The 12,740-nt window shown below is 46.5% G+C and carries 10 protein-coding genes, 2 tRNA genes and 1 pseudogene; 9 read left to right on the plus strand and 4 right to left on the minus strand.

Translation table 11 applies throughout. The features are described 5' to 3' along the window. The first annotated feature begins 16 nt into the window (after positions 1-16). A complete protein-coding gene (tadA, locus tag ABC831_RS07470; protein WP_343247594.1) occupies positions 17-532 on the plus strand; it encodes a tRNA adenosine(34) deaminase TadA in 516 nt (171 codons plus the stop codon). Between the two features lie 350 nt (positions 533-882). Further along, positions 883-2,478 (plus strand): exosporium protein, encoded by a 1,596-nt coding sequence (locus tag ABC831_RS07475; protein WP_343247595.1) that lies wholly within the window; start codon positions 883-885, stop codon positions 2,476-2,478. Between the two features lie 433 nt (positions 2,479-2,911). On the opposite strand, the pseudogene ABC831_RS26500 reads toward ABC831_RS07475, so the two are convergent. Further along, positions 2,912-3,732 (minus strand): annotated as a pseudogene (locus ABC831_RS26500) (transposase); the annotation flags it as partial. 382 nt (positions 3,733-4,114) lie between these two features. On the opposite strand from ABC831_RS26500, the gene ABC831_RS07485 reads away from it, so the two are divergent. Both ABC831_RS07485 and ABC831_RS07490 read left to right on the plus strand, forming a co-directional pair. After that, positions 4,115-4,285: a type II toxin-antitoxin system HicA family toxin gene (locus tag ABC831_RS07485; RefSeq protein ID WP_238726760.1), complete on the plus strand. Its 171-nt coding sequence runs from the start codon at positions 4,115-4,117 to the stop codon at positions 4,283-4,285. Positions 4,286-4,322: 37 nt separating this feature from the next. After that, positions 4,323-4,709 carry a type II toxin-antitoxin system HicB family antitoxin gene (locus ABC831_RS07490; RefSeq protein ID WP_343247597.1) on the plus strand — a complete coding sequence of 129 codons (387 nt, stop codon included), beginning with the start codon at positions 4,323-4,325 and terminating at the stop codon, positions 4,707-4,709. 639 nt (positions 4,710-5,348) lie between these two features. Here ABC831_RS07490 and ABC831_RS07495 read toward each other — a convergent pair. From ABC831_RS07495 to ABC831_RS07505, 3 genes are all read right to left on the minus strand, one after another. Then, positions 5,349-5,422 (minus strand) — tRNA-Pro (locus tag ABC831_RS07495). Between the two features lie 36 nt (positions 5,423-5,458). Beyond that, a tRNA-Pro gene (locus tag ABC831_RS07500) sits at positions 5,459-5,532 on the minus strand. Positions 5,533-5,698: 166 nt separating this feature from the next. Beyond that, entirely contained in the window at positions 5,699-6,541 is an 843-nt protein-coding gene (locus ABC831_RS07505; protein ID WP_343247598.1) for a helix-turn-helix domain-containing protein, read from the minus strand. A gap of 388 nt (positions 6,542-6,929) precedes the next feature. On the opposite strand from ABC831_RS07505, the gene ABC831_RS07510 reads away from it, so the two are divergent. The 5 genes from ABC831_RS07510 to gnpA all read left to right on the plus strand — a co-directional run bounded on the left by ABC831_RS07510 (position 6,930) and on the right by gnpA (position 12,715). Continuing rightward, entirely contained in the window at positions 6,930-8,333 is a 1,404-nt protein-coding gene (locus ABC831_RS07510) for a carbohydrate ABC transporter substrate-binding protein (RefSeq protein WP_343247599.1), read from the plus strand. A 182-nt stretch (positions 8,334-8,515) separates the two neighbouring features. Next, positions 8,516-9,415: a carbohydrate ABC transporter permease gene (locus tag ABC831_RS07515; RefSeq protein ID WP_343247600.1), complete on the plus strand. Its 900-nt coding sequence runs from the start codon at positions 8,516-8,518 to the stop codon at positions 9,413-9,415. Positions 9,416-9,430: 15 nt separating this feature from the next. Further along, positions 9,431-10,324 (plus strand): carbohydrate ABC transporter permease, encoded by an 894-nt coding sequence (locus tag ABC831_RS07520; RefSeq protein ID WP_343247601.1) that lies wholly within the window; start codon positions 9,431-9,433, stop codon positions 10,322-10,324. 13 nt (positions 10,325-10,337) lie between these two features. Beyond that, positions 10,338-10,517, plus strand: coding sequence for a DUF6903 family protein (locus tag ABC831_RS07525; RefSeq protein ID WP_158351269.1), 180 nt, complete (start codon positions 10,338-10,340; stop codon positions 10,515-10,517). Positions 10,518-10,558: 41 nt separating this feature from the next. Further along, positions 10,559-12,715: a 1,3-beta-galactosyl-N-acetylhexosamine phosphorylase gene (gene gnpA / locus ABC831_RS07530; protein WP_343247602.1), complete on the plus strand. Its 2,157-nt coding sequence runs from the start codon at positions 10,559-10,561 to the stop codon at positions 12,713-12,715. Positions 12,716-12,740: the final 25 nt, after the last annotated feature.

Genomic DNA, 12,740 nt, shown 5'->3' on the forward strand with positions numbered 1-12,740 from the left:
AAATGGGAACCAGAAGATGTTAACGACGGATGAAAAATATATGAAAGAGGCTCTCCGCCAGGCAAAAAAAGCATATGCTCTGGGGGAAGTCCCCATTGGCTGCGTGATCGTCTGTGACGGGAAAATAATCGGGAGGGGCTATAACCGGAGAAATACCGATAAAAATACGCTGAATCATGCGGAAATAACCGCGATCCGCAAGGCCAGCAAAAAAACAGGAGACTGGCGGCTGGAGGGGTGTACCATATACATTACCCTGGAACCATGTCAGATGTGTTCCGGAGCTATCGTGCAATCCCGGATGGACCGGGCGGTAATCGGGTGTATGAATCCCAAAGCCGGATGCGCGGGATCCATCTTGAATATTTTACAGATGAAAGAATTTAATCATCAGGTAGAAATCACCTACGGTGTACTGGAAGAAGAGTGCAGCGAGCTGTTAAAGCATTTTTTCAAGGAATTGAGGAAGCGGGTGAAGTTGGAAAAGAAGCAGAGAAAAGAGATAATCGAAAAGGAGCAGGACGAGCAGTAAATAGATGAATGGCTAATATTACAGAAAAATATCAATTCAGCACTTATACGCCTGAGTATTATAAATATTGAAAACAAATTATTAGGCTGAGAAATTAGAAACTACTAACTATGGAACATAAAGTTAGTAGTTATTTTTTATAAGCAATTCTTATTTTATACAAGAAAAACAGACAGTTAATTGGAACAAAGGAAATAAAATAGAAATAAACAACTTTTAGTACAGCAGAACGACACTAAATGTGTCTTTTTGATGGATATCCCAAACATAGGACTATCAATATTAGAACATATGTTCTATAATTAATACAGAACATATGTTCTAATATTAATTAAAAGGAGGACACATATATGTCTGATCAAAGTACTTATACACTGTTTATTCCCGAGATCGGAACAAACGGGAACTGGTATATCAATGGCATTGATACCGGTAAACCATCCAGAGGTGAGAATGGTGTAACACCCCATATTGGAGAGGATGGATTTTGGTATATCGGAGATGAAAAAACAACCGTATACGCAAAAGGGAAATCTGCGTATGAGATTGCAGTGGATTATGGATTCCAAGGGTCTATGGTTGACTGGATGAATAACTTGAAAGGTGAAAAAGGAGATCCTGGAGACCGGGGACCTATCGGACCGACTGGCGAGACAGGTAGTGCCGGTCCAACAGGGCCGAAGGGAGACACTGGAGAGCAGGGTTTAAAGGGAGAGAAGGGAGATCCTGGCGAGCAGGGGCCTATTGGACCGATGGGCCCTCAGGGGTTAAAAGGTGATCCGGGAGAGACAGGAGAAGCCGGTCCACAGGGCCTGAAAGGTGAAAAAGGAGATACTGGGGCAGCTGGCCCGCAGGGCCTGAAAGGTGAAAAAGGAGATACCGGAGAAGCCGGTCCGCAGGGATTGAAAGGTGACAAGGGCGAAACAGGGGCAGCTGGCCCGCAGGGCCCGAAAGGTGATAAGGGCGATACTGGGGCGGCTGGCCCGCAGGGCCTCAAAGGTGATAAAGGAGACACAGGGGCAGCTGGCCCGCAGGGTCTAAAAGGCGATAAAGGGGATACCGGGACAGCTGGCCCGCAAGGTCCAAAAGGTGATAAGGGCGATACTGGGGAAGCTGGCCCGCAGGGCCCGAAAGGAGATAAAGGAGATACCGGAGAAGCTGGTCCGAAGGGACTTAAGGGAGATACAGGATGCGTTGGTCCACAGGGAATTCAAGGACTGAAAGGCGAAACCGGAGCGCAGGGGCCTCAGGGCGAAACCGGAGCGCAGGGCCCCAGAGGTTTGACTGGTCCGGAAGGGCCTCAGGGCGCAACAGGTCCGAGAGGACTGACTGGCCCGGAGGGCCCGCAGGGACCTACTGGCGCGATCGGCCCGAAAGGAGATGTAGGCCCGAAAGGAGATACAGGCCCCCAGGGACCAAAAGGAGATGCTGGTGACGTTGGCCCTGCAGGACCAAAAGGTGATAAGGGGGAGACCGGTGCTCAGGGGACTGCTGGCCCGCAGGGCCCGAAAGGCGATAAAGGTGATCCTGGTCCAACAGGCCCGATGGGGCCGCAGGGATTAAAAGGAGAGCAGGGACTAAAAGGAGAACAGGGAGAAAAAGGAGAACAGGGTCCGAAAGGGGATCAGGGAACGACAGGCCCCCAGGGACCAAATGCAGCAAACCTAATCTATCGAACTGATGGTAAAACGACTGTGGAAGCGTCTTTGAGTTCTATTAATAATAATTTAGCGACTAAAATGCCGAAATCAGGTGGTACATTTACAGGTCCGATAACGGCCATTGGGAATATCGCAGCCCAAAACGGTCGGCTGATTGACAAAAACGGTTATGTCGTATCATCCGGCGGCGGCAGCAACACTGTAGCACTTGTCTGGTCATCTGCCATGCGGTTTGATGTGTACGTAGACGGGACATTCGTAGGTACACTTACCCCAATCAAGTGATCACTTTTACAGGTATCCAACATTGCATAACACCATTGGTTTACTCCCTCAGACGTGGCGTTGGCAAGGTATACGCTGGTAGGTTTGACTGCGGTACTACCGAGGAGATGGCCCGAAACTGCCGGAGCGTTAGAAGCCCCAGTTACACTGATCAAAAAATGCGCATAAGTCGCCAGAATAATACTCCAGGGCGATTGTGGTCTGACCGCCGGTATTAATATTTGCCTGGTATAGTTTTGTACGCAGCTTAATAACGGACGCTAAATTATTATTTCGAAAAGAAAAATGGGGCTGTAAAAAAGTCCCTATTCAAGAATCGCCAGTTCCGGCAAATGTCGGTTCTGGCGATTCTGAGTTTTCGTATCTTATATTTTGGCCATTTACTGCTTTTCTCTGCAAAAAAGTGTACGCTTAATAAGCTATGTGTATAGCACTTGGTCATCAATGGAACAAAGCGCTCCATATCGGAGGCATATAGTTTTACATCCACTACTGCAATGTATTCATCACAGACAGCCATCTGTAGATTATATGCAGGAAGTAGTTGATCATTTCCCATATAATCTCGTTTTAAACGCATAAAAGTGGCATCGTGATCTGTTTTGGAATAACTGTTTCTTTCCTCTCCACAGATTTATATATGGTGTGCATATCTCTTCAATCGTTCATGATATCCCCGTAATTCCTGATACTGTTTTTGCTGAAGGCTTTTTCTATGACCGCAACCAGACACAAAAGTGGATTCCTCCAGATTTGTTGCTTTCTTGTATAGTTCCATCAATTCCAAAACATAATCGATGGCATACTCACCCGCCTCTCAAATTTCACGCCGGAATACCCGAGCAGTTCTTGGTTCATTGCATCAATTAGCCTGGATATTTTCCCGCGATTCTTTGTACAGGATTTTTTCCATACCCAGGTATAGCGGTTTGCATTGGCCTCTATTTTAGTACCATCTATATAGGTATGCTCCAGATCGACATGGTCCTTTTCGAAAAGATATGTATTCACATCCTGAAAAATCTGCTCTATAGAATCAGTAAGTTCTTTCCGTATGATGTTTCCAAAAGTGGCAAATGAAGGTGCTTTCACGCCATCAAGAAGATGCATATAGCGGATATCATTTCTGCAAAGTTTCTCTATCTCACGCAGGGAACAGATTCCGTGTTCCATGAAAGCAAAGAGTATCACTTTAAGGAGTTTGTGTTCATCACATCTTGGGCGGCCTGTTTTGTATCCTTTCTCTATAAAATACTATTTAAGGACATGTATGTCTTGATTTCGATATAATTGTCCGAAAATCCGGACTTTTCCTATAAAAACCGATATTTTTTACTTAGAAATGATATAATTCATTCCAGTTGATCGAGACGAGGCATTACTTGCCCACTTTCAATTTCGTGTAAAGTTGAACGAGGGATACCAGTTAATTGTTCCATTTTACGCATTGACAATTGTCGATCGTATCTGATCTTCCATATGAGCACATTCATTAAGTATTTATCCTCTATACCGTTTATATTAGTACAAATGTGCGACCATTGCAAAAAATATAACGATACGTATAAATGCGCATAAAAGCATTGACAAAATGCGCATAAATGCGTATAATATAAAGCGTAAGGAGGACATACTAATGAAGAGGAGAGAACTTGTAAAAAAGTTTGAAGCAGGCGGTTGGGAGCTTGTAAGACATGGTGGAAGACATGATATTTATACAGATGGAGAACATCTTGAAGAAATCCCCCGCCATCCTGACATCAATGAAGTCCTTGCAAAAAAATTAATAAGGAAATGGGGACTGTAAAGTCCCTATTTCCACTACGGAAAAGGAGGTAAATATTTTGAGAAAAGCATATCCAACAATTATGACACCGACAGATGGAATTTACATTATAAGAGTCCCAGACCTGGATATTGATACGCAGGGGAATGATATTACAGAGGCTATAGAAATGGCTAGGGATGCGATTGGATTAAAGGGTATTACGCTGGAAGATATGGGGAAAAATCTACCTGAACCTTCGGATCTATCAGAAATTGTACACGGTGACAGGGATATTGTAACATTAGTAGATGTAGATTTTATATCGTATAGAACAGAGCTAGATAATAAAATGGTAAGAAAAAATTTGACGATACCGAGTTGGCTAAATAAAAAAGCAGAAAGAGCAGGGGTGAATTTTTCAAAAATATTGCAGGAGGCACTAATAAAAACACTTGATGCTTAAAAAAACCGCTCCTGCTGCAACAGGAGCGGAATAATAGAGAAAATAGACCTGTACGTAGCCTGATTTCCTCGAGCTAAGTATATCATATGGCCTTGGCATAATCAAATTTTGGTTATGAATTAAGGAGTGCAATATTATGAGTATACAACCGAAAACGTATAAAAATGGAAAGGAGATAACAAAATATTACCCTTGTGTATGGGACCCGATTAATAAAAAACCGGTATATGGAGACACAGGGTATTCTACTAAATAAAGGCGCTTGTAGCAGAAGAGAAGCTCAAAGAAAAAGTAAAAAATGGAAAAATTCCAAAGATAAAATCAAGATATAAAGATGTTGCATCTAAATAGTTTGAATCAAGGCTCATACTTGTTAATAACAAGGAATTATCAAATGGTACGTATCGGACTTGCAATGAAGAAGCAAGATAAAATATATTGTTTAAATAAGGGAAGAATACCATTACGTTCATCCAAATAAAACAATGTAAAAGGATACATTAAGTGGATACGCTGATAAGCTCTTTAGAAAGCAAGTATCCTCTAGTAACAGAGGTTCTTAGAAAAAAACTTAGAAAAAAATAAATACGGGTCACGCTATAAAATAACGAACCCGCATCTACTCAAACTTTTCAATAATCGAAGCGACAGGATTTGAACCTGCGACCTCTGCGTCCCGAACGCAGCGCTCTACCAAGCTGAGCCACGCTTCGATATTAAATTTATATGAAAGGGGATGACCCCTTAAGTCGAAGCGACAGGATTTGAACCTGCGACCTCTACGTCCCTAACGTAGCGCTCTACCAAGCTGAGCCACGCTTCGATACTGAACCCCATTGGGTCAGCATAAGTTATTATACAGATAACCCCCAGATTTGTCAACAAGTTTTTAGAAAATTTTCAATCAAAATCAACCCAAAAATCAACCCGGAGTTAAACCAAAAACCACCGTTCCATTCAACCAAATAAACCAGCCGCCCGCGGTCCCCCTACCCAGCCGCCTCCTGTCCTCTCTTCATCATTTTGCGATAAGCACCGGCCGTGACGCCGCATGCTTTTTTAAAACTTTGGGCAAAATAACTCTGCGAAGAAAACCCGGACAGCTGCGCGATCTCAGCGATACTGTGATCGGTAGACTGTAGCAGTTCTTTACTGCACCGGATGCGTACGTCATTCAGATAATTAATGGGAGACAGGCCATAGCAGCTGGTAAATGCGTGGACAAAATAAAACTTGTTCAAGTGGGCGATTTCAGCCAGAGTATCCAAAGTAATATCTTCCATATAATTCGAATCAATATATCTCTTCGCACGCCCGCACTCCCTGGTGGTTTTCTGGGCAGGGACGACTTCAAAGGTAAAACCTGCATGTCGGACCACATTTACCAGAAGGACTTCCAGCAGATCCTGGCAAACCAGCTCATAATTTTTTTCCTTTTGTTCCATTTCCGCCACCATGGCGTTGAAGTAGAACATGAGATTCTCCCTGCGGTTACGATAATTGAACACAGTATAGTCCGCATTTTCATTGAAGGAGAAACAAAGCCCCTCCACACCCAGCACCACGTATTCCAGCGGAATGGTACCCAGCGAGACTTCCGTGTGCTCCACATTCGGGTTTATGATCACCAGATCGTCCTGAGTTACGGAAAATGTCTTATCCTCCACAATGAATTTTCCGCTGCCGCCCCTTACGTAGAATAACTCCGTGAAGTAGTGGGTATGCTGAATACTGGGCCAGTCACCTTCGTATACAGAAGAACTGACGAACAGCAGTTTGGCAGCTATTTTATCCTGATTTGTATCGGTTAGCTGATATCTGGTATTACCCATAAGATCCCTCCGTTTACAGAATGTTCATAATTAAGTCAAAAATTATTATGATTCTTGCGTTTTGCGGAATATCAATGAATTATGTTTTTATTATAGCAAATAAACTAAAATAAAACAATAAAACCAGATAAAATGGAAGAATTAACAATATTATATACAAAATTCCAATTGTTCATTCTGCGTGTAACGTAGTTTAATATGTGAGACTGTATAAATGTAATCAATTTGGTTTTGGCTTAAAACAGCAAGATATATAAAATTATGCGCAATATTTGTGTTGAATTCACAGTTAATTAAGGCTATCCTTTAAGTACAAACCTGTGAAACACAGGAACGAGGATCTCAAAGCTGATGAACAGCCATTGAGAAAGATTAAGGAGGATATACTATGAAAGCGAAGAAAGTCCTAAGCCTGGTTCTGGCAGCAGTAATGACACTGAGCCTTGCAGCCTGCGGCAGCACCCCGAAAGAAGAGGAAAAAGCTGATGGCGCTGCACCGGCAGAAAGCTCCGCACCCGCAGACAACGGATCTGACGAAGCAAAAGAGCCCGCAGCAGGAGAACAGACGCTGAAAGTAGCAGCAGTTGAGACCGCTTATGGCGCCCAGATGTGGCAGGATGTAGCCGCCGCATTTGAGAAAGCAAACCCCGGCGTGAAAGTGGAACTGACCATTGATAAAAAGCTGGAAGATATCATTACCCCCGCCATGAAAGCCGGAGATTACCCGGATGTGATCATGCGTGCGGTAGGTGCGGAATCCGCCCTGACCGAAACCTTCATCAAAGATAACAACATCGTGGACATGACAGACGTATTGGCCATGAAAGTTCCCGGTGAAGAGGTTACAGTAGGCGAAAAGATCCTGCCCGGTTTCGTTGACAACTCCATCACAAACCCCTATGGCGATGGAAAAACCTATCTGATGCCCATGTTCTACGGCCCCTGCGGACTGTTCTATGATGCCGGCCTCTTTGAAGCCAAAGGCTGGACTGTACCGACGACCTGGGATGAGATGTGGGAATTAGGCGACAAAGCCAAAGCAGAAGGAATTGCATTATTTACCTATCCGACAGCCGGATACTTCGACGCATTCTTCTATGCCCTGCTCCGTGAGACAGCAGGAAACGACAAATTCCAGGAAGCGCTCCGCTACGGAGAAGGCATCTGGGATACCCCGGAAGCACAGCAGACCTTCGATATTATCGCGAAATTAGCTTCCTATACGGAGAAAACTACTCCGGCTAATGCAAATGACAATGATTTCCGTAAGAACCAGCAGTTAATCCTGGACGACAAAGCCCTGTTCATGCCGAACGGCAACTGGGTAATCGGCGAGATGGCAGACGCTCCCCGTGCAGATGGCTTCAAGTGGGGATTCACCGCGCTTCCGGCAGTAACCGAAGGCGGAGAGCGGGCTTCCTATACCTTCTTCGAGCAGATCTGGATGCCGAAGGGCGCTGTAAACCAGGATCTTGGAAAACAGTTTATCGCTTATCTGTACAGCGATGAAGCAGCCGAAATCTTCGCATCCGGAGAGACCCCTGCAGTACAGCCGATCAAAGGCATGGCAGATAAACTGGAAGGTGACAATAAGATCTACTACTCCATCTATGATACCGGCGCTATCGCGGTTATGGACGCGTTCGCAACCACAGATCCGGTAGAAGGAGTAACCGTCCGTACTACCTTCTTCGACCCGATCAACTCTCTGGTCAGCGGTGATAAGACCGAAGAACAGTGGGTGGAACAGGTGAAAAAAGACAGCGATGCACTCCGTGCAGCCCTGAAATAATACCCCTGTAAACCATAGTGGGGCTGCCGTACTAAGAATATTTAGCCTGCCGGATCAGGAGGCAGAAATCTTAGTGCGGCGGCCCTTATTTATTCGACAGGAAAGCGCTTGCCAGCGAAATACTTTTTATTCGACAGGAAATACTTTCTTGTCCGCAGATCCCAAAGATTGGAGATGAAGCAATGAATAAACAAAAAGGGAGAGGCAGATTTATTTTTTTCTGTCTTGCTCCGGCCGTCATCCTGTTTTTTATCTTTATGATAATTCCCACGATAGACGTTTTCCGCATGTCCATGTTCAAATGGGGCGGGTATACGGATGATAAAACCTTTGTAGGATTACAGAACTTTCAGAAGCTTTTCCAAAGTGATAAATTTTATCAGGCATTCCAGAATTCCATACTGCTCATCGTGATCGTGACCATCGTTACCTTCGGGCTGGCACTACTCTTCGCGGCTATGCTGACCCGTGAGAAAATCAAAGGCCAGAATTTTTACCGGGTTATTTTTTATATCCCCAATATTCTGTCCGTAGTCGTCATCAGCGCGATCTTTTCCGCGATCTACGACCCGAACCAGGGCCTTCTCAATTCATTTTTGAACCTGTTCCGGGGACAGAACGGCATCGATAACCCGATCCTGTGGCTGGGCAGCCAGAAGATCGTAATCTACAGCATCGTCATCGCTATGATATGGCAGGCCATCGGTTACTATATGGTCATGTATATGGCCAGCATGGCGAATATACCGGAAAGCCTCTATGAAGCGGCCAGCATGGAAGGAGCCGGAAGAATCAAACAGTTCTTTACCATTACGATTCCGCTGATCTGGACCAATATACGGACCACGCTGACGTTCTTTATCATCAGTACGATCAACATGAGCTTCCTGTTCGTAAAAGCCATGACCAACGGCGGACCGGACGGGGCTTCCAGTGTGTTCTTAAGCTACATGTACCAGGAGGCCTATACGAACTCCTCATATGGATACGGTATGGCCATCGGCGTTATGGTGTTCCTGTTCTCATTTGCGCTGGCCGGCGTCCTGAATGCCGTAACCAAGCGTGAAGAGCTTGAATTCTAAGGGAGGTGAATCGGAATGAAAGAAAATAAAAATGCTTTAAAGACGGGCAGCCCAAAAGCTTATAAAGCGGGAATCTATATCGTATTAAGCCTGCTGGCCGTCATGATTATCGTACCGGTCGCCTGGGTTTTCATTGCTTCCATCAAGGAAAACTCCGAGTTCTACGGAAATCCATGGGCGCTGCCCCAGGGGATTCACCTGGCGAATTTCGCGGACGCCTGGCAGAAAGCCAACATGGGTTCTTACATGTTAAATTCTGTGATCGTCGTAGCTATCGGTATTGCGCTTTTGATCGTGATCGCGCTGCCGGCCGCCTATGTACTGGCCCGTTTTAAGTTCAAAAGCAGCGGCCTGTGGAATGTGCTGTTTATGGCCGGACTGTTCATCAACGTAAACTACATCGTGGTACCCATTTTCCTGATGTTAAATAACGGGGATAAAGTGCTGCGTCAGTGGACGGGCCACCCATTTTTCCTGAACAATCTGTTCATACTGGCGCTGGTGTACGCGTCGACAGCCCTGCCGTTTACCATCTATCTGCTGTCCGGCTATTTCAAATCGCTGGCCAAGGATTACGAGGAGGCGGCGTATGTGGACGGCGCCGGATACGCCAGAACAATGATACAGGTTATCATGCCCATGGCCAAACCCAGCGTGGTAACCGTCATTCTGTTCAACTTCCTGGCATTCTGGAATGAGTATATCATTTCCATGACATTGCTGACGAAACCGGAACTGAAAACCCTTCCGGTGGGCCTGATGAATCTGATGGCGGCGCAGAAGTCTGCGGTGCAGTACGGGCAGCTGTATGCCGGCCTGGTGATCGTTATGGTACCCACCCTGATACTCTACATCTGTGTTCAGAAGAAGCTGACCCAGGGTATGACCCTCGGCGGTTTGAAAGGATAAGGGGGTTGACATTATGAGTGAAACTGCAAAGAAAATCGTAACCGCACTGGTGGTTCTGGTCGTATTTATCATCAGCCTTTCCCTGGTGGTCATCGGACAGAAGAACGTGGGCGCAGCCGGACTGGGAGTCATGCTTCTGGGACTGGCCGGCCTGGTAGTGCTGCTGTGGTTCTATAACCGCAAATATAAATAACCCGGAGTTAAGAATCCGGAATTATCAGGAGGACTTTTCATATGGAACATACGAAAGGCCGTGTCACCATACCGACCGACATTGACGTCATACCGGAAACTCTGACGTTGATGGAGCGCTGGGGGGCAGATGCAGTCAGAGACTGTGATGGTACTGACTTTCCCAAAGAGCTTCGGGAAGTGGACGCTAAAATATATTCGACTTATTACACTACACGTAAAGATAACGCATGGGCGATGGCCAATCCGGATGAAATACAGCAGATGTATATAATGACACCTTTTTACACAGCGACGGGCAGAAGTCTAAAGGTCCATCTGATGAAAGGACTTTATCCCGATATGCTGACCCCCAACAGCAGGGATGATATCAACCGCTGGTGGGAAGTGATCGACCGGACCACCGGGAAAGTGGTTCCCGCAGATAAATGGAGCTATGACGAAAAGGGCGGGGACGTGACGGTTCAGACCGAGCCGTTCCACGACTACACCGTGAGCTTTCTGGCCTATATCATGTGGGACCCGGTTCATATGTACAACGCAGTTACCAACAGTTGGGAAAATGTGGAGCATCAGATTACCTTCGATGTCCGTCAGCCAAAGACCCACGCCTATACCATGAAGCGGCTCAGAAAATTTATTGAGGATCATCCTTATGTAAATGTACTGCGGTTTACCACGTTTTTCCACCAGTTCACACTGATCTTTGACGAGCTGGCGCGGGAGAAATACGTGGACTGGTATGGATATTCCGCATCGGTGAGCCCGTACATTCTGGAGCAGTTCGAAAAAGAGGCGGGTTATCCCTTCCGGCCGGAATACATCATCGACCAGGGCTATTATAATAATAACTACCGGATTCCCACGAAGGAGTTCCGGGACTTCCAGGCGTTCCAGCGCCGGGAGGTGGCGAAGATCGTGCGGGAGATGGTGGACATTACCCATGAGTGCGGCCGGGAAGCCATGATGTTCCTGGGAGACCACTGGATCGGCACCGAGCCGTTTATGGAAGAGTTCAAAACACTGGGGCTGGACGCTGTGGTGGGAAGTGTCGGAAACGGCGCGACACTGCGTCTGATCAGCGATATCCAGGGCGTAAACTATACAGAAGGCCGCCTTTTACCCTATTTCTTCCCGGACACCTTCTACGAGGGAGGCAATCCGGTCAAACTGGCCAAGGAAGGGTGGGTCACAGCCCGGCGGGCGATCCTGCGGAAACCCGTGGACCGGATCGGCTACGGCGGATACCTCAAATTAGCGACCCAATTTCCCGACTTCGTGGATTACGTAGAATCCGTATGTGACGAGTTCCGGGAACTCTATAAAAACATCAAGGGCACAACGCCTTACTGCATCAAAACCGTTGCGGTCTTAAACTGCTGGGGCAAGATGAGAGCCTGGGGCAACCACATGGTTCATCACGCCATTTACCACAAACAGAACTATTCCTACGCCGGAGTCATCGAGGCTCTGTCAGGAGCTCCCTTCGATGTCCGCTTCATCAGCTTCGAGGATATCAAAAAAGATCCGTCCATCTTGCAGGACATCGATGTGTTGTTAAACGTAGGGGACGCGGACACCGCTTACACCGGCGGTGAATGGTGGTGTGATCCGGTGATCGTCTCCTCCGTAAAAGAATTTGTCCATCAGGGCGGAGGACTGATCGGTGTCGGAGAACCTACGGGCCATCAGGCCAACGGCCGATTCATCCAGCTGGCTAACGTATTCGGCGTGGAGGAAGAACGGGACTTTACGCTGGGCTATGACAAATACAACTGGGAAGAGCACAGCCACTTCATTTTGGAGGACTGTACAGGCCCGGTAGATTTTGGAGAGGGCAAGAAAAACATCTTCGCCCTGGAGGATACCACCGTCCTGGTACAGCGTAACCAGGAGGTCCAGATGGCTGTTCATGATTTCGGGCAGGGAAGAGCCGTGTACTTAAGCGGGCTGCCCTACAGCTTTGAGAATAACCGCCTGCTCTACCGCTCTATTCTGTGGAGCACCCACGATGAGGAGAATCTTCATAAATGGTTCAGCAGTAACTTTAATGTGGAGGTTCATGCTTACGTGGACAGCGGAAAATACTGCGTCGTCAACAATACCTATGAACCTCAGGCTACGACGATATACACTGGTGACCAGAATAGTTTCCGGCTGGAGCTGGAGGCGAATGAGATACGGTGGTATGAGATTTAGATAGGGATCTTAGGGGCCGGAGCAG

The sequence above is a fragment of the Diplocloster hominis genome (assembly GCF_032380655.1).
In the GTDB taxonomy this organism is placed as follows: domain Bacteria; phylum Bacillota; class Clostridia; order Lachnospirales; family Lachnospiraceae; genus Diplocloster; species Diplocloster hominis.